The sequence below is a fragment of the Anaerotignum lactatifermentans DSM 14214 genome (assembly GCF_900142265.1).
GTDB classification, from domain to species: Bacteria; Bacillota; Clostridia; order Lachnospirales; family Anaerotignaceae; genus Anaerotignum; species Anaerotignum lactatifermentans.
Genome location: NZ_FRAH01000018.1, coordinates 33,808 through 51,950, shown reverse-complemented (window position 1 = coordinate 51,950; position 18,143 = coordinate 33,808). Strand labels below are relative to the sequence as shown.

The following is an 18,143-nucleotide window of genomic DNA, read 5'->3' as shown; positions in this document are numbered from 1 at the left end:
CCTTCAATAATTTCTACACCTTTCCATTTACACAAATCTTTAATTATTTTTTGAATATCCGCTCTCAATTCATAATAAATTATTTTTCTTCTATACTTTGGTGTAAATACGATATGATACTTGCATACCCATTTTGTGTGTGCTAAACTGTTTGCCATAAAAGCATCGTCCTTTCTTATGTAAAATATTTAGGCTTGAACACCCTTATTTTACAACAAGGACGATGCTTTTTGCTTAAGCTTTAATCTCACCCGCAGAGCGGGCGGTTGTTAAAGGCTGCTTTGCAGCCTTCAGCACTAAAGTAATAATAAAAAAACGGCTCGCATCCTCCGAGCCGTTTGTAAAAATCAAATTTGTTTCAAAGCATCTCAGAACAATTGCAAGTAACATATGAACATCACAAAAAGCATGCACATCATCATGCCCATGCTCATCATCATATCCATATGCAGTTTTCCAACAAATGTAAATTTCTGCATGTCGAAAACTCCTGTCCGTCGTCTGTGATCTTTTGCCCATTGTAACGCGACCTTTTTTATCTGTCAACACTTTTTTTCTAAATTCTTATGCACTTTATCTTGCATAAAGACTACTTTTCTGCTATGCTATTGCGTATAAGTAAATCTGAATATCCCAAAGAGGAGATGTATGCAACCATGTCTATTGAAAAAGTTAAAGCTTATCTGAAAGATATGAATTGTCCCAAGGAAGTATTGGAATTTGCTACCTCCAGTGCAACTGTAGAACTGGCAGCAGAAGCAGCCGGCGTTATTCCCGCCCGGATTTCCAAAACGCTCTGCCTGATGTCTAAGGAAGGACCCATTGTCATTTCCGTTGCAGGGGACGCAAAAATCGATAACCGCAAATTTAAAGACACCTTTGGTCTGAAGGCAAAAATGCTTTCTCCCGAAGAAACACTGGAAGCAACCGGACATGCTGTCGGTGGCGTTTGTCCTTTCGCACTGCCGGAAGGTACCCGTGCATTTGCCGATGTTTCCATGAAGCGTTTTGACACTGTATTCCCGGCTGCCGGCAGCAGCAACTCCGCAGTTGAACTGACTTGCGACGAACTTTTCCATTACGGCAAATGCGAAGCCTGGGTTGACATCTGCAAAGGCTGGGAAGAAGAATAAACACCCGTTTTTTTAGTAAGGAGTATTTTTATGAAAATATCTACAAAAGGCCGCTATGGCATACGCCTGATGTTAAGTCTGGCTCTCCATTACGACAAAGGCACACTGGCTTTGAAATCCATCGCCAGAGAGCAGGATATTTCCGAAAAATATCTGGAACAGATCATCAATCCACTGACAAAATCCGGTCTGGTAAAAAGCTACCGCGGTGCGCAGGGAGGTTACATTCTCACACGAGAACCAAAAGATATCACCATCGGAGAAGTCCTGAGAATTCTGGAAGGTTCCCTTTCTCCCGTGGATTGTGTGGACAACCCCATGTGCCCCAACTCTGACACCTGCGTTTCTCTTTCCATCTGGAAAAAGATGAAAGAAGCGCTGGATGATGTCGTGGACAACATTTCTTTAGCTGATATGGCAGAAGAATACAAAGAAAAAAATCATATTGAAATCTAAAAAAATAGCACGCAGGAAAAATTCCTGCGTGTTGTTTTTTTATGCAATCACTTGCTGTACGGTTGTTCCTGTATAGTAATGTTCCAGAATTTCTTCTGCTGTTTTTCCATCTTCTGCCATGCCTTTGGCACCATACTGGCTCATGCCCACACCATGACCGTTTCCACCGCCATAAAGAGCAACACCTGTCAATTTTCCTTCCGCATTTTTCATTTCTTTTACGGCAAAAAATCCACTGGGAAGCATGGTATTCCCTGTCAAAGACTCTCCGTCTTTCCTCTGCAAATAAATAGGGTCACCAACTGTCATTTTGGTAGGAGAAAGTACTTGCCGGATGGTATATTCTGTTTTCACCTGCACAGAACCTTTTTCGTAGTCCAATCGCAGTACTTCCATAACGCCGCTTTCTCCACGCTTTGCCACAGAAATTCCTGTGAGCCGTCCCAAATCTTCTGGTGGTGTCTGTGCCTTCCAACTGCCATCCTCCTGCAAAACTTCCACATGGGCTGGATGGGATTTTGCAGCTTCTTTCAGTTTGGCACTGGTGATTTCCGTTAACTGACCCGCACCAAAATATGTTTTCCACCGATACCAAGGGGACGCGTCATCATATCCCTCAATCTCCCAATCCTGCCAGAATGCCAGCCATTCCTCTTCTGTATTCGGTTTTTCCACAGAAATGCCGTAGGTTCCGCCTGTCAAATAGGGTTTGCTTTCTTCTGTGAAAGTACCGTCTGCCGACCATACTTCTTTTGCATCTGCGCCATACCCACAGGAAGTAGAATAAAAATACGTGGTCACCACTTCATTTCCTGCCGTCAGACATTTTCCTGCCGTTGCCTGGATTGCCGCGTCAGACAGTTCTGCCGTATCCGCCCCAAGATAAACCTGACTGGCTACAGTATCTGCCAAATGAGCGCCATATCCGCAATAGCTGTTAGCATAAAACTGATTATAGGCATAACTGCGGGCAGTGATTGCCTGAGCCTCAAGGGCTGTTTCTCCAAAATCCACAGGCATTTCATGAGGAACCACGCCCCGCAGATAGGTTTCCAAGGGCAATTCATTGATGACAGAAATGCCGTCCTGCCGCCGTTCTAACTCTACTGTGCCAAAATACTGACGTTTTATACCATCAGAAAAAGTTACGGATAAGGGGCTTTCTCCCGTTGGAGCCGCTTCCACAATACCGCTGTCAAACCATGGCAAGTCAGCAGTCATCACAGCCTGTTCTCCATTAGAAAATGTTTTTTCTGCTTCACTGCTTTTCAGGGTAAATCCTCCCTCTGCGGAAATGGTCACTTTTGTTTGCCCTGCTCCGCCAACAAGTACGCGGATATTCTCCGGCTGTACTGTCTGGGTAATGATTGCCCCTGCCACTTTTCCATCTTTGAGATAGTAATTTGCTCCCTTTGTGCCGCAAATCAACTTTGATACTTTTTGGCTCGTCCATTCTGTGCCAGTCGCATCATAAATACGAAAATCATCTGCCCAGGAGAGAAGCCCTTGTTCTGCCAGATAAATTTCCTGTCCATTGACTCGTTTTACGGTACAAAGACCTAATTCTGCCGCCTGTACCGCTTCTGTCGCTTTTCCTTCCGAGAGGGTCACATCGCAAATGCCGTTCACTGCCTGTCCTGTATAAGGTCGTGTCACACTGCCTGCGCCTGTTTCCATGTGAATGGTTCCGCCGGAAGCCGTACAGTAGATATTCTCAATGGTAGGGGTAGTATCGGTAACTTCCAGTAACGCCAGAATTTCCCCATCTTTTGCCCAATACCGCAGTGCCGTATTTTCATAGGGCTTCAAATCCAATCCGGCTCCGCCATAATAGCCATTATCAAACATGCCACCGCTATCTTCCGCTGTCAGAAGCACACGGGTTTCTTCCGTAATGCCATAGGCAGAAAGTTCTTCTTCCCTTGCTTCCAAGGCAGTCTGCAATAATTGTATCCATAGACTGTAAGCCACCGGCATATTCTGATTGCTTTCGTCCAGCACCATTCGGCTGTCATAATCGGGTGCCATTCGGTCTAATAACGCTTGTGCCTGTATCAATGTCAAATCTTTTTCTGGATAAAAATTACCGTCCTCATCACCGGATAGCAGCCCCAGTTTCACTGCCCCATTGATGTAGGGGTAAAAAGGGTCTGTCTGAGGCACATCTGGAAAATCTGCCACTTGCTCCAGCCCTTCCAATTCCTCTTTGGTGTAAAAAGTCAATGCCATAGTCTTAGCTGCCATGGCACGGCTGATGGATAAATCATCGCCAATACGTCCTATTTCTGCCATTTCTCCCGTTACTGCATTTCCACAGCCTGTCCAAAACAGGCTTGTCAGTATCAAAAGGAAAAAACAAATCCGTTTCATGTATGTCCTCACACTCCCTGTCAAACTTTATAACAGTATACGGACATGCACCGGAAAATAGAACCTCTTTTTTTATGCACGAAAAAACAGGTATATGAATATTATGCAATATCCATATACCTGTTCTCATACGCACGGAGATCCCGAAATGCCGTTCCCATCTCTTGACACCTAGCCTAAGCCAGGTGGGCAACCGCAGCCAAAGTCTCAGTCTTCCTCCGCCCAAAGGGAATTATCTTGAGGCCTGACATCACTTTAGCTTATAGGAATCCCTTTTCAGTCATGTAGGTTCAATAACGATGGGCTATCGAGCATCTCAGGATGTTTCCTGAGTGTATTATACTACGTTTATCGACATTCTTCAACCCCTAATCTATACAAATACCATAGTTTTTTTAAAAATAAAACCAATTCCTTGTTATCTTTTCCATAAAGAGGCAAGCAATCCCCAGATTCCGCCGCTTACGATGGCAATGTCAGCCAGGTTGAAAATAGGCGCTTTTTTCCACTTGATATAGAGAAAATCTGTCACACCACCACGTCGAATACGATCCCAAAAGTTACCCAAAGCGCCGCCCAACATCACAGAAAGCGACAGGAGCAAATGCTTTTTTTCCTCCTGTTTTGTGAGCATCATACAGAAAGCAGCGAAGCACCAACCGATGAGTCCGCCTGTGAGATATAACACTGCTTTGGGATTTCGCTCAAGGGTATTATATGCCATACCATCGTTTTTTATGCGCCGAAAATAAAATTTATCTTTGATGATTTCTGTTTTTCCACCCAGAGGCAGTTTTTTTCTTGCCCAGATTTTCGTCACTGTATCCAGACCAAATACGGACAGCATGATACCAAAATACTTCAATTTTGTCCCCTCTCTTCCTTCTGTATTTTTTGCAGAATCAACATGGCACGGATAAAACCAAGGCTGTAAAACAAAATAGAAACCGCTGCCAACACTCTCGGAAAATCTCCTGCCAGCATTCTCCAGAAAAAGCAGACTGCCATGAGTCCACCGCTGGCACAGGCGCATTTCCCTACAAACTGCAGTAAATTTCCAACTTGCTCTGCCGTCTCTTTTTTCTCTGTATACTCTTTCATCATATGACAGGTGCCTGTCTTTGTTTCCTTTCCCCATCGAAACGCCAGATATGCCATCACTGCCATGAGACAGATGTAAATAATCATTGGTAACCTCCTGCTTTTTTGATAAATTCAGTGTACCACACAAGAGGCATTTTTCGCAACCAAACAAAAAAAGATGGCTGTCCCGAAAGAACAAACCATCTTTTCTGATTCTCTTAAAAATCAAGCATTTTCAAAATCTTCCGCAGGAAGAAAATACAAATTGCTGCTGCCACAACTTCCGCAATGGGGAAAGACCACCAGATGCGGTCCAGAACGCCCATCTTGGAAATCAGGAACGCTACAGGCACCAATACCACCAGCTGACGGACAACAGAAACAATCAGACTGAAAACGCCATTGCCCATTGCCTGGAATACAGAGGAACAAATGATGTTGAAACCTGCCAGCAGGAAGCTGATGGAAATCAGACGCAATGCTGGAACACCAATGGCAAGCATGTTTTCCGATGCATTGAACATCAGCAGCAATTTATCAGGAATGATCTGGAATACTGCAAAACCAATGAGCATCATAGCAACTGCGTACATAACTGCCAGTTTAATAGTACCAATGATACGATCACGATGTCTTGCGCCATAGTTATAGGCAATGATGGGTACCATACCATTATTCATACCGAAAATCGGCATAAAGATAAAACTCTGTAATTTGAAATATACACCAAATACTGCAATGGCTGTTGTGGTGAATACTTCCAGAATACGGTTCATGCAGAACATCATGACAGAACCGATGGAAACCATCAGAATAGAAGGCACCGCAACTTTATAAATATGGAAAAGCACAAATTTTGTAGGCAGCATATTTTTCCAGTCAAATTTAATATCATGATTTACTCTCAAGTTGAAAAACAGTGCCAGCCCTGCTGCAATAAACTGACCGATAACGGTCGCCAATGCCGCACCTGCAACGCCCATTTTCGGCATACCAAACATGCCAAAAATCAGAATGGGGTCCAGAATGATATTCACAACCGCACCTGTTGCCTGCGTAATCATGGTATAGAAGGTGCGTCCTGTTGCCTGGAGCAATCTTTCCAGTGCGATTTCCGCATAAATACCCAGAGATGCCACACAGCAAATTCGCAGGTATGTATTGCCGTAATCAACGATTTCTGCCACTTTGGTCTGCCCCATCAAAAAGGGTTTTGCTACAAACAGACCAATCAGGATAAACAGAATCCAGTTCATGAATACCAGAAACATGCTGACATTTGCCGTTTTGTTTGCAATTTTGATACGCTTTGCGCCCAGGCTCTTGGAAAGCAGCGCATTGACACCAACGCCCGTCCCTGTACCTACAGCAATCATAAAGTTCTGCATGGGGAATGCCAGTGAAACCGCAGAAAGGGCATTTTCACTGATCTGTGCTACGAACATACTGTCAATGATGTTATACAGCGCCTGAATCAGCATGGCAATCATCATTGGCAAAGACATGTTCAAAAGCAGCTTGTTGATAGGCATGGTTCCCATTTTGTTTTCTTTGGGCTGAACCGCAGTGGTGCTCATTTTCGTTTTTCCTCCTTTGTGACATTTTCATTTTTTCTCCTAATAGAAAACCAAGGCACTGCCGAAGCAGTGCCGTTTCAATGGTCTATGCAATATAATAAAGCCTATCTATGAGCATGTCAACAAAAAACAGGAAATCTGTATACAGAATATAACAAAAAATGTCACAAACTTTTTCAGCAAATTATACAGTTTCTGCGGTCTTCCAAAGAAGCAGATTATTTTCCACATAAGCCTCCATTTGTCCCTTATCCAGCAGGTAGGATAAATAGGAACGAATGGTGCTGCCTACAAGGACATACTGTCCATAATCCATGGTCAGATCAAAGGCTTCAAAGATTTCTTTCAATACCAATTCAAAGTTTTTTGGTGTTTTGCAGATTTCCAGCAGCTTATTCAGAATTTCCAAAGACTTGTCACGGTTGACTTTCACCAGTGACACAATATCTTCTGTGGGTTCCGCATGAGCAGGAATACAGAGTTTTCCCTGAAACTGTTCCACAAAGTCCAGTGTATCCAAAAATGCCTGCAAGTCATAAACAAAGTTCACGTGGTATTTTGCCACGATATTTTCCCCAAACAGACAATCCGCCAGGAAATATACATCATCTGGTGTTTTCACACCAATCATCTGCCAGAAATGACCGCCCAGCGGAATGATTTCCATACCTTCCGGCAGTTTTGCTTCGGCAATATCCTGGGCTTTGGAAGGTGTTGCCATTAAGAATTTATTCCGCAGTTTTTTGAAAGGATAGCCCCCATAGAGGAAAGAGGGTTCCAGAATGGGTGCTTCAATGACAGCGTTTTCCATGGGTGTGCTGTAAACGGCACAATTCAGACGATTTTGCAGCAGCGTATTGCCGCCGATATGGTCTGCATTGGAATGAGTATTGATGATGGCTGTCAATTTCCACCCCTGTGCTTCCAGAATTTTCTGCACTTTTCTGCCTGCATCTTTGTCATTGCCACTGTCAATGAGCCATACATCATCGTCGCTGACACGGTATACGCCCATTTTAGACGGGCTATTGATATAATAGGTGTTTGCTGCCACCTGAACCAGTTCATACATAAGAATCCCTCCTTGGATAACAAATTACTCTGTTTCTATTTTATCCCATCCATAAAGGCATTGCAAGAACATGTATCTTTTCCAGTACAAAAAAAAGCAACATCTGCATATTCAAACAGATATTGCTCTTTCTATTTTTAGTTAAATATCATTGTTCTGATATTTCTTATTTCATAGAATCTACAGAACCGATCACGTTTTTGATTTTGTCTTCTACCAGTTCCTGAATCAGGTTTCTTGCGTCACCCAGGTAACCACGAGGGTCGAAAGCTGCGGGATTTTCGCCAAAGGATTTACGGATTGCAGCTGTCATAGCCAGACGCAGGTCTGTGTCCATGTTGATTTTGCAAACAGCCATGGAAGATGCTTTACGCAGCATTTCCGCAGGGATACCTTTTGCACCGTCGATTTTACCACCGTATTCATTGCACATTGCAACGCATCTCTGGTCTACAGAGGAAGCACCATGCAGTACAATGGGGAAATTATGGAAGCCGGCATCTTCCAATTTCTTTGTGATGGTTTCCAGACGGTCGAAGTCCAGTTTTGCTTCACCTTTGAATTTGTAAGCACCATGGCTTGTACCAATGGCAATTGCCAGAGAATCAACGCCTGTGCGTTTTACGAAGTCTACAGCCTGGTCAGGGTCTGTGTAAGTAGCGTTGGCAGCGTCTACTTTTACATCGTCTTCTACGCCTGCAAGTTTGCCCAATTCCGCTTCAACCACTACGCCCCTTGCATGCGCATATTCTACTACTTCTTTTGTTTTTGCTACGTTTTCTTCGTAGTCATAATGAGAACCGTCGAACATAACGGATGTGAAACCGCATTCGATGCATTCTTTACATGTTTCCAGATCGGGACCATGATCCAGATGCAGCGCAATGTCCAGACCTGTTTCTTCTACAGCCGCGTCAACCATAGCTTTCAGATATTTCGGGTGAGCATATTTCAGCGCACTTTTAGATACCTGCAGGATAACTGCGGAGTTCTGTGCTTTTGCGGCAGCCACAACGCCCTGTACGATTTCCATATTGTTGATGTTGAACGCACCAATCGCGTAACCGCCCTGGAATGCCTTTTCAAACATTTCCTTTGTTGTTACCAATGCCATTTTTAAAACACCTCTTTCTCTTTTTTAGGAATAAAATATCCTACATTAAAATTATAATACCAGAATGGGCATTGTGGCAAGGACTTTTGCCACAATACTGACATTCTTTTGTCAAAATCCTGTTTTTCTGAGGGAAAAGATTGTATTTCTGCTCTTTTCCGCATCCATTTTCCTCATGTGCAGAAACAAATTACGTTCTGTTAGGTTTTCTTTTGATCAACAGCAATTTCATGAAATCATCAAATAACGACTGATCCTTTGGCTCAAACATCAGCCACTTCCCATCGTGATAGGTCTTGGATTCTTCATAAACCTGCTGAATCTCTTTGGCATAGGCATCTTTGTCCGCTTCGAACTTTGCTCTCTCCTCTTTTCCAAGGATGACCATAAATCCTACACCGTTTTCCCGTGCATACAAGGCGCACAATGTCTTGCCGCCCCGACGATATTTGTACTCATATTTCCATGCCTTGCCGCCTTTGTTCCATGTCCGTTCCATATCATATTTTTCATCAATGCAAGCGGTTAACTGCGTCCAAACATCATACAGGGAATCTCCCAACAAACTTTTCATTTCATCCCCACCGGGGATACTGTCCAGCATGGTGCCCTCCTTTCTTCATGTACACTTGTTTTTCTTACATCATACCACAAGAGATTAGAATCGTCATTTCTTTTCTCAGATAAAAAAAGGACAGAATCCTTTCTGTCCCTTTTCTCTGTCTTATTTCAATTTTGCTTTCAGCACTTCTGCCAGTTCGGAAAGAACAACAGTTTCTTTTTCACCTGTTTCCATTTCCTTCAGTTCTACACTGTTGTTTTCCAGTTCGGAATCCCCAATGATAACGGAGTATTTCGCACCAATCTTGTTTGCGTATTTCATCTGTGCTTTTACGCTGCGTTCTACGGTATCGCATTCTGCGCGCACGCCTGCTTTCCGCAGTGCCAGTGTGATGCCCTGAGCTTTGATCAAGCCTTTTTCACCCATGGAACCGATGTAAACGTCACGTTCAGGTACTTCTTCGATGGGACCATTCTGTTTTTCCAGAATCATCATCAGTCTTTCAATACCCAGACCGAAACCAACGGCGCCGGTGGGTTTGCCGCCGCATTCTTCTACCAGATTGTCATAACGACCGCCGCCGCAAACAGTCAAACCATCGGATACAAATTCAAATACAGTTCTTGTATAGTAGTCCAGACCACGAACAATCTTAGGATCAATAACAAAATCAATGCCCATTTCTGTCAGGATATCCTGTACTTTCTGGAAGTGTGCAGTACATTCTTCATCCAGACAATCCAGAACGGAAGGCGCGTTTGCGATAACAGCCTGACAGCTTTCTTCTTTACAGTCCAGAACACGCAGAGGGTTCTTTTCAAAACGTTCTTTGCATGTAGGGCACAGCTTGTCCAGATTGTTGCCGATGAATTCGCGCAGCTGTTTGTTGTATCTGCTGCGGCATTCAGGACAGCCCAAGCTGTTCATACGCAGCTGTACACCATGGATGCCCATTTCTTCCAGCAGTGCTGCTGCAACGGAAATAGCTTCCGCATCCTGTGCTGCGCTGTAGGAACCCAGCATTTCCACACCAAACTGGTGGAACTGACGCTGTCTGCCTGCCTGTGTGTTTTCACAACGGAATGTGGGAGAAATATAATACAGCTTTGTAGGCTGTGCGTTGTTGTGCATACCATGTTCGATGTACGCACGAACAGCGCCTGCTGTACCTTCGGGGCGCAGTGTCAGGCTTCTGTCACCGTCGTCTGTGAAGGTATACATTTCTTTCTGTACGATATCGGTTGTTTCCCCTACACCTCTGACAAAAAGTTCTGTAAATTCAAAGGCAGGTGTTCTGATTTCCCCAATGCCGAATGTTTCGCAGAGATTGCGCATTTTGCCTTCGATGCGCTGCCATGCTTTTACCTCTGCACCGTAAATATCCTTTGTACCTTTTACCAACTGAATCATAATTTACCTCCCTGCGGCAATCTCTGCCGCTTTCTTTCTATCATTTCGTCAATTCTGCCGATATAATCTTCAATGCTCTTTACGTTAAACACACGCTCGATGCGGTCTGTAGATGGGTCAACAGTTTTTGTGCTTGCCCCTGCGCCTGCTGCCAGAATGGTCTGTTTTTCTTCCATGATCTGGATGTTGTAAACCCCTTCTTTGCCGGGTTTGCAGTATCCCACGTTTTCAAAGTTCCCTACCATATTTTTCTGGCGATACATATAATAAGGCTCCAGTCCCATTCTTTCCGCGTAATCCGCCGCAATTTCCAGCATTTCCTCCAGCACTTCCGCTGTGGTCATGGTATACAGGTCAAACTGTTCTTTCAAACGGGATGCGCGTTTTACCGCCAGTGTGTGAACGGTTACGTTATCCGGTTCCAGCGCCATGATTTCTTCCATAGTCTGACGTACATCTTCCGGTGTTTCTTCAGGCAGACCCAGAATCAAATCCATGTTGATATTATCATGTCCCACTTCTCTGGCTTCCCAGAATACCCGGCGGATGTCCTCCACCGTATGGCGTCTGCCAATACGTTTAAGAGTCTCCTCGTTCATGGTCTGGGGATTGATGGAAATACGGTTGACGCCATAAACTTTCATGAGCCGCAGTTTTTCCTTCGTGATGGTATCAGGACGACCAGCTTCCACAGTGTATTCCATATCTTCTGTTGGTGCGAACAATTCCTGTACCTTTTGCAGCAGACGTTCCAGCTGTTCCTCTGTCAAAGAGGTAGGTGTGCCGCCGCCAATATAGATATTTTTCAAATGGAAGTTCTGGGCGTACTCTGCCAGATATTCCATTTCTTTGAACATGGCATCCAGATACTCGTCCACTCTTTTTTCATACTGCTTCAAGGGATAAGCCGTAAAGGAACAGTACAGACAACGGGTAGGACAGAATGGAATGCCGATATACAGGCTGATGTCTGTTTTTTCATTGCCTGCCAAAAGTCTGCGCTCCGCTTTTGCCACCTTCAAAGTCAATTCCGCTTTCTGCTGCGCCACCAGATACTTTTCTGTGAGATACCGCAGACATTCTTCGTCGCTTTTGCCTTCGGAAAGAAGGGTATTGACAATTTTCGCAGGACGAACGCCTGTCAAAAGCCCCCATCTGGGATACATACCCGTTTCTCTGCTCAAAAGGGCAAAAATGGTCAGCTTTACCAGACGTTTTTTCTCTTTTTCTGTCAAAGGTTCTGTATAAGGCACAGACCAAGCAGAAACCTGCTCTCCACGCCGATAAAGCATTGCCGAAGCAATGCCTTTTTCCACGGAACTTTCTACAGTTGTTTCTTCGTCAGAGATTTCCTCTGTCCGATAATAATGCAAATTGGGGTAAAACACCTGTACCATGGTCTGCACGTCATTTTGCAGCTCATGTCCCCGTAAACGATAATATATCATATTCAAAATCCTTTTTTAGAACAATTTTTCACTATCCAGCAGCAGTGTTACAGGACCATCGTTGATGAGTGCCACTTTCATATCTGCCTGGAACTGACCGGTTGCCACTTTCTTAATGGGCATAGACTTTGCTTTCGCACAAAGTTTTTCAAACAGCACGGATGCCACATCGGGAGCCGCACCGCCGGAGTAACCGGGACGTCTGCCTTTTCTAGCATCGCCATACAAAGTAAAGTTAGGCACAATGAGCAGTTCCCCGTCAATATCCAGCAAAGACAGATTCATTTTACCGTTTTCATCTTCAAAAATACGCAGGTTTACAACCTTATCTAGCATATATTCAATGGTCTTGTCGTCGTCTGTTCCCAGCATGCCGAACAATACCATAACACCTTTTCCGATTTCACCGATGACCTGACCGTCAACGGCTACACTTGCCTGTGAAACTCTCTGCAATACTGCGCGCATGTTCATCCTCCTATTACTTAGCCGCTGACACGTTCAATATCAATGATGCCTTTGATGCCTTTCAATCGTTTATTGACACGTTCCAGCTGATCTTTTGTTCTGATTTCCATAGTGATGTTGAAAATGGCTGTCATATCCTTTGTGGTACGGATATTGAAGCCTTTGACAGAAATGTCCTCGTCTGCCAGATGGCGGCTGATTTCCAGCAGCAGACCAGTACGGTCGTTGGCAATGACACGAATTTCTGCCAGATAGGAAGCATCCACTTCCCCATGGGTATACTGGGTATCCCATTCCGCATCAATCAATCTGCCCCGTTCTTCATTGCTCAGGTTCAGAATATTGATACAGTCAGTACGGTGGATGGTAACCCCACGTCCGCGAGTGACAAAACCAACGATTTCGTCGCCGGGAACGGGACTGCAGCACTTGGAGAAACGCACGGCAACATCGCCGACGCCTTCTACCACAATGCCGCTCTTGCTCTTATGTTTCAACGGTTTCTGGCTGACAGTTTTCTCAAAGTCATTGAGAATATCTTCTGCTGTCTGCTGTTTCCGTTTTTCTTTCAGATATTCTTCTTTCAGTCGATTGACAACCTGACCTTCTTTCAGGCCGCCATATCCGATGGCTGCAAGGACAGCATTCCAATCCTTAAAGTCATATTTATTAATGACAAGTTCCTGCCATTCAGGACGGAGCAGGTCGGAAGGCTGCAAACCTTTTTTCTTCATATCCGCCAAAATCAATTCACGACCGCGGATGATATTTTCTTCTTTTTCTTCCTTTTTAAACCACTGCTTGATCTTGGTACGTGCCTGAGAACTCTTGACCAATGTAAGCCAGTCACGGCTAGGACCTTTGGAGTTCTGGGATGTCATGATTTCTACGATATCCCCGTTCTGAATCTTATAGTCAATGGTTACCATACGGTTATTGACTCTTGCACCTACCATCTTATTGCCGACAGCGGAGTGAATCATATAAGCAAAGTCAATGGGTGTAGAACCCTTTGGCAGCTGAATAACTTCGCCCTGTGGTGTAAAAGCGTATACCTGGTCAGTAAAGATATTCAAATCCAGCTTGATGGTATCCAGATATTCTTTATTATCAGACATATCTTTCTGCCATTCCAGAATCTGTCTGAGCCAAGCCAGTTTTGCTTCTTCTTTTTTGGTGCCTTTTTCGCCGGATTTGCCTTCTTTGTATTTCCAATGGGCTGCGATACCATATTCACTGGTACGATGCATTTCCCATGTACGAATCTGGATTTCGAAAGGTTCCCCGGAAGGACCGATCAGTGTATTATGGAGGGACTGATACATATTGGGCTTGGGCATAGCGATATAGTCCTTGAATCGTCCCGGCATGGGTTTATACATGGTATGGACGATACCCAGCACCGCGTAACAGTCGCGGACGGAATCCACAATGGCACGAACGGCAAACAGGTCATAAATCTGGTCCAGTGTCTTATTCTGGTTGACCATTTTTTTATAAATACTGAAAAAGTGTTTGCTGCGTCCTTCAATTTTGCCTTTGATACCCGCTTCTTCCATTTTTTCACGGACTTCTTTGACGATATCCGCAACAAATGTTTCACGTTCGATACGTTTCTTTTCAATTTTTGCAGCCAGATCAAAATAGGCTTCTGGATTCAGATACTTAAAGCACAGATCTTCCATTTCCGATTTGATCTTGGAAATCCCCAGACGATGTGCCAAAGGCGCATAGATATCCATGGTTTCCTGGGCTTTTTCCCGCTGTTTTTCCGGCGTCATATAGTTCAGTGTCCGCATGTTATGCAGACGGTCAGCCAGTTTGATCAAAATAACACGGATATCCTTTGCCATTGCCAAAAACATCTTACGATAGTTTTCTGCCTGAATTTCTTCTTTTGTGGAGTAAGACAACTTACCCAATTTTGTAACACCGTCAACCAGAACGGCGATTTCCTCACTGAAAATACGTGAAATATCTTCATAGGTATAAGGCGTATCCTCAATGGTGTCATGGAGAATCCCCGCAACGATGGATTCCATGTCCAATTCCAGTTCAGCCAGAATATACGCAACTTTCAAAGGATGAATGATATATGGCTCGCCGGACTTACGCTTTTGATCCTTATGGGCTTCTCTTGCCAGATTGTATGCTTTTTCCAGCATATCAAAGTCTTTTGCAGGATGGTACGTTTTGATTTTTTCCACCAATTCCTGATACAGTTGAACTTCAATAGCCATACCTGTCACCCCTCTTTCTTCCTCATTCATATGTTTTAACTCCCCGTTTTTCTTCGGATTTTTAAAAAAGATTAAAAAATATTATACCAATTTTTTGTTGTTTTTTCAATACTTTGCATTTATGGAACCAACATTCCCTTATCATACTTCAGAGACAGGATTCTTTCCACACTTTCATCCAGCCGGTTTTCTGAAATTTCCCCGGTCTGTACCGCTTCACACAGGCTGTTGTAGGCATCATCCAAATCCGCCGGCATCAGCACAATATCCACACCTGCTTCCACCGCTTTCACAGCCGCTTCTCCGTCAGGGTAATAATCCACAATGGCACCCATATTCATGGCATCGGTGATAACGATGCCGTCATAATCCAGTTCGTCCCGCAATAAATCAATGGCTTCTTTGGAAAGACTTGCGGGCAGACCATCATCTGTCACATTAGGCATGGTGATGTGTCCCACCATCATCAAATCAATGCCTTCATCTGCCAAACGGTGAAAAGGCACAAATTCCACTTCCTGCAGGCGCTGCAAATCATGTTCTGAAACCGCCATACCGTCATGGGAGTCTGTCCCTGTATCACCATGTCCCGGGAAATGTTTTGCCGTTGCACTGACACCTTCGCTTTCCAGCCCTTTTGCAAAAGCAGAAGCCATATCCGCTACTGTCTGGGCATCGGTTCCATAAGCACGATCGCCAATGACCGTATTTTCTGGATTGGTATGAATATCCGCAATGGGTGCGAAATCCACATTGATTCCCAATTCTGACAAGACACTGCCAATTTCCTTACCAGCGGTTTCCGCCTGCGCTGTATCTCCATTCATGTCTTTTGCATTGGGAATGGAAGTATGGGGAATCTGACTTTTATCCAGTCTGGAAACCATGCCGCCTTCTTCGTCAATGCCAATGAGCAAAGGCATGTCCGCCGCCTTCTGCATATCTGCAACAAGTTTTTTTGTCTGTTCTGCTGTATCAAGATTTTCCGCAAACAAAATAACACCGCCCAAATGGTAGTCAGCAATCTTCTTTGCCACATCTTCCGAAAGAACAGTCATGCCGCTGTCGTCAGGATTTTTCCGAAAATCCATCATGAGCATCTGCCCTACTTTTTCCTCTACAGTCATGTGCTCCATTTTTTCTGCCACAGCATCTTCTTTCAATTCTTCAGCCGTTTTTTCCACAGTCACTTCCGGCTGTTTCTCTACTGTTTCTTCCTGTCCGCATCCTGCGAACATTGCTACCGCTGCTGCCAGCAGAAAGGTCATTGACTTTTTCATATGGTTCCTCCCATGATACGTTTCAAAATCTATATTGCTTTCATTATATCCCTTTTCCAAAAAAATGAACAGTATTCCTTTGATTTTTCACAAAAATTCGCTATAATGGAAACCATGAAATGAGGAGGAACAAGCATTTATGAAATTACAGAAATTACTGAGTTATGTCCGCCGTGCTGTGGACGATTACCACATGATCGAGGAAGGCGACAAAATCGCTGTGGGCGTTTCCGGGGGGAAAGACAGCATCTGTCTGCTCATTGCGCTGAAGCATTTGCAGCGTTTTTATCCCAAGCACTTCGAACTGGAAGCCATCACCGTTTCTCTGGGACTGCCCGGGGCTGTTTATGATGACATTCAGGCACTTTGTGACAGCATCGGTGTGCCTTATACCGTTGTCAACACGGATATCGGACAGATTATTTTTGAAGAAAGAAAAGAAAAAAATCCCTGTTCCCTCTGCGCAAAAATGCGTAAAGGCGCTTTGAATACCAAAGCGGAAGAACTGGGCTGTAATAAAGTAGCATTAGGTCACAACAAAGACGACGTGGTGGAAACATTCTTCATGTCCCTGTTTTACGAAGGGCGCATCAACTGCTTTGCACCTGTTAGCTATCTGGATCGAAGCAAGCTCTATTCCATTCGCCCGCTCATGTATGTGCCCGAATGGGAATGTCGTTCTTTTGTGACAAAAAGCGGCATTGATATCGTAAAAAACCCCTGTCTGGCAGACGGTAACACCAAACGTCAGGAAACAAAAGAACTGCTGGCAGAACTGTCCAAAAATTACGATAACTTGCAGGAAAAAGTATTCGGCGCCATCAAGCGCTCACAAATCAAGGGTTGGAACGGAGAGATCTAAGATGTCTGTTTACCATGAAGAACTGAAGATCAAAGAAACGGAACTGCTGCGAGAAGTACAGGCAGACCTGCCACCATTTTTGCGGGAGTTTTTCCGTGGTATCGCTCAGACCACTTCCACAAAAACCAGACTGGCTTACGCCTATGACCTGCGTGTGTTTTTCCGCTACCTTTATGAAGAACATGATAAGCTGGGCGGTATGGAAACCCGCCATCTGGAAGTGGATGCACTGGATCAAATTACATCAGAGGATATCGAATGTTATCTGGAATATCTTTCCTATTATATTGCCCCTGACCAGAACCAGCCAGAGCAGCAAACAGCCCATCATAACGACGAAAAAGGCAAGGCAAGAAAACTGGCTTCTGTTCGTTCCATGTATAAATATTTCTATAAAAAAGGAAAGATCAAAGCCAATCCTGCCACCATTGTGGATACGCCAAAAATCCACGAAAAGAAAATTACCCGTCTGGATGTCAACGAAATGGCAAACCTGCTGGATGCGGTGGAAAGTGGCAATAACTTGACTGACCGGCAGAAAGCCCGCCATGAGAAAACAAAAAAGCGTGATTTGGCACTCATCACATTGCTGCTGGGCACTGGTATGCGTGTATCAGAATGTGTAGGCATCAACCGGAAAGATTTGGATTTTCAGAATTATGCTGTAAAAGTCCTGCGCAAAGGCGGTAATGAAGTGATGCTGTATTTCGGAGAAGAAGTGGCAGAAGCCCTTTCCGATTATCTTGAGGAACGGAATCAGGTAGTCACCAAAGACGAAAATGACGACGCCCTTTTCCTTTCTTCTCAGGGAAAACGCATTTCTGTTCGTGCTGTGCAGAATCTGGTAAAAAAATACGCCCACGGGGTTACGGCAAAAAACATTACGCCTCATAAACTGCGGAGCACCTACGGCACCAATCTCTATCAGGAAACAGGCGACATTTATCTGGTAGCCGATACATTGGGGCATGCAGACGTTAACACCACCCGAAAACACTATGCGGAAATTGAAGAAAACCGGCGGAAACGCGCCGCTTCCTATATCAAGCTGAGAAAGGACTGATTGTT

Annotated in this window: 19 protein-coding genes and 1 other RNA gene; 4 read left to right on the top strand and 16 right to left on the bottom strand. The window is 44.4% G+C overall.

Annotation, left to right across the window (positions count from 1 at the left end; translation table 11 throughout):
• Both BUB35_RS06695 and BUB35_RS18835 read right to left on the bottom strand, forming a co-directional pair.
• Nucleotides 1–158, bottom strand: a 158-nt coding sequence (locus BUB35_RS06695) for a transposase (protein WP_143158952.1), incomplete at its 3' end; no start/stop codon positions are given.
• A gap of 76 nt (nucleotides 159–234) precedes the next feature.
• Nucleotides 235–519 carry a hypothetical protein gene (locus BUB35_RS18835; RefSeq protein WP_143158951.1) on the bottom strand — a complete coding sequence of 95 codons (285 nt, stop codon included), beginning with the start codon at nucleotides 517–519 and terminating at the stop codon, nucleotides 235–237.
• A 137-nt stretch (nucleotides 520–656) separates the two neighbouring features.
• On the opposite strand from BUB35_RS18835, the gene BUB35_RS06690 reads away from it, so the two are divergent.
• Together BUB35_RS06690 and BUB35_RS06685 are read left to right on the top strand one after the other, a co-directional pair.
• Nucleotides 657–1,133, top strand: a complete 477-nt coding sequence (locus BUB35_RS06690; protein WP_072850301.1) for a YbaK/EbsC family protein — start codon at nucleotides 657–659, stop codon at nucleotides 1,131–1,133.
• Nucleotides 1,134–1,163: 30 nt separating this feature from the next.
• Entirely contained in the window at nucleotides 1,164–1,589 is a 426-nt protein-coding gene (locus BUB35_RS06685) for an RrF2 family transcriptional regulator (RefSeq protein WP_022254550.1), read from the top strand.
• Between the two features lie 39 nt (nucleotides 1,590–1,628).
• On the opposite strand, the gene BUB35_RS06680 is transcribed toward BUB35_RS06685, so the two are convergent.
• The 14 genes from BUB35_RS06680 to BUB35_RS06620 form a co-directional block, all read right to left on the bottom strand.
• Entirely contained in the window at nucleotides 1,629–3,959 is a 2,331-nt protein-coding gene (locus BUB35_RS06680; protein ID WP_072850300.1) for a SpoIID/LytB domain-containing protein, read from the bottom strand.
• 136 nt (nucleotides 3,960–4,095) lie between these two features.
• Nucleotides 4,096–4,285: non-coding RNA, 6S RNA (ssrS, locus tag BUB35_RS06675), on the bottom strand.
• 92 nt (nucleotides 4,286–4,377) lie between these two features.
• On the bottom strand, nucleotides 4,378–4,824 hold the full coding sequence (gene lspA / locus BUB35_RS19025) for a signal peptidase II (RefSeq protein ID WP_072850298.1): 447 nt from the start codon (nucleotides 4,822–4,824) through the stop codon (nucleotides 4,378–4,380).
• Nucleotides 4,821–5,147 (bottom strand): hypothetical protein, encoded by a 327-nt coding sequence (locus tag BUB35_RS19020; RefSeq protein WP_072850296.1) that lies wholly within the window; start codon nucleotides 5,145–5,147, stop codon nucleotides 4,821–4,823. Before BUB35_RS19020 ends, lspA begins: the two co-directional genes overlap by 4 nt.
• A gap of 113 nt (nucleotides 5,148–5,260) precedes the next feature.
• Nucleotides 5,261–6,619, bottom strand: coding sequence for an MATE family efflux transporter (locus BUB35_RS06660; RefSeq protein ID WP_072850294.1), 1,359 nt, complete (start codon nucleotides 6,617–6,619; stop codon nucleotides 5,261–5,263).
• Between the two features lie 184 nt (nucleotides 6,620–6,803).
• Nucleotides 6,804–7,691 carry an MBL fold metallo-hydrolase gene (locus tag BUB35_RS06655; RefSeq protein WP_072850292.1) on the bottom strand — a complete coding sequence of 296 codons (888 nt, stop codon included), beginning with the start codon at nucleotides 7,689–7,691 and terminating at the stop codon, nucleotides 6,804–6,806.
• Between the two features lie 166 nt (nucleotides 7,692–7,857).
• Nucleotides 7,858–8,805 carry a class II fructose-1,6-bisphosphate aldolase gene (gene fba / locus BUB35_RS06650; RefSeq protein ID WP_072850290.1) on the bottom strand — a complete coding sequence of 316 codons (948 nt, stop codon included), beginning with the start codon at nucleotides 8,803–8,805 and terminating at the stop codon, nucleotides 7,858–7,860.
• A 2-nt stretch (nucleotides 8,806–8,807) separates the two neighbouring features.
• Nucleotides 8,808–8,969: a hypothetical protein gene (locus BUB35_RS19015; protein ID WP_159432867.1), complete on the bottom strand. Its 162-nt coding sequence runs from the start codon at nucleotides 8,967–8,969 to the stop codon at nucleotides 8,808–8,810.
• Between the two features lie 26 nt (nucleotides 8,970–8,995).
• Nucleotides 8,996–9,409 carry a DUF3788 domain-containing protein gene (locus tag BUB35_RS06645; RefSeq protein WP_072850288.1) on the bottom strand — a complete coding sequence of 138 codons (414 nt, stop codon included), beginning with the start codon at nucleotides 9,407–9,409 and terminating at the stop codon, nucleotides 8,996–8,998.
• A gap of 120 nt (nucleotides 9,410–9,529) precedes the next feature.
• On the bottom strand, nucleotides 9,530–10,777 hold the full coding sequence (hisS, locus tag BUB35_RS06640; RefSeq protein ID WP_330391119.1) for a histidine--tRNA ligase: 1,248 nt from the start codon (nucleotides 10,775–10,777) through the stop codon (nucleotides 9,530–9,532).
• On the bottom strand, nucleotides 10,774–12,225 hold the full coding sequence (hemZ, locus tag BUB35_RS06635) for a coproporphyrinogen dehydrogenase HemZ (RefSeq protein ID WP_072850285.1): 1,452 nt from the start codon (nucleotides 12,223–12,225) through the stop codon (nucleotides 10,774–10,776). Before hemZ ends, hisS begins: the two co-directional genes overlap by 4 nt.
• Nucleotides 12,226–12,240: 15 nt before the next feature.
• Entirely contained in the window at nucleotides 12,241–12,693 is a 453-nt protein-coding gene (dtd, locus tag BUB35_RS06630; RefSeq protein ID WP_072850283.1) for a D-aminoacyl-tRNA deacylase, read from the bottom strand.
• Between the two features lie 17 nt (nucleotides 12,694–12,710).
• Nucleotides 12,711–14,963 carry a RelA/SpoT family protein gene (locus BUB35_RS06625; protein WP_072850281.1) on the bottom strand — a complete coding sequence of 751 codons (2,253 nt, stop codon included), beginning with the start codon at nucleotides 14,961–14,963 and terminating at the stop codon, nucleotides 12,711–12,713.
• 89 nt (nucleotides 14,964–15,052) lie between these two features.
• Nucleotides 15,053–16,213 (bottom strand): glycoside hydrolase family 3 protein, encoded by a 1,161-nt coding sequence (locus BUB35_RS06620; protein ID WP_072850279.1) that lies wholly within the window; start codon nucleotides 16,211–16,213, stop codon nucleotides 15,053–15,055.
• Nucleotides 16,214–16,352: 139 nt separating this feature from the next.
• Here BUB35_RS06620 and BUB35_RS06615 point away from each other — a divergent pair, with 139 nt between their 5' ends.
• Entirely contained in the window at nucleotides 16,353–17,075 is a 723-nt protein-coding gene (locus BUB35_RS06615; protein WP_072850277.1) for a tRNA 2-thiocytidine biosynthesis TtcA family protein, read from the top strand.
• Between the two features lies 1 nt (nucleotide 17,076).
• Nucleotides 17,077–18,138 (top strand): tyrosine-type recombinase/integrase, encoded by a 1,062-nt coding sequence (locus BUB35_RS06610; RefSeq protein ID WP_072850275.1) that lies wholly within the window; start codon nucleotides 17,077–17,079, stop codon nucleotides 18,136–18,138.
• The last annotated feature ends 5 nt before the right edge of the window (nucleotides 18,139–18,143 follow it).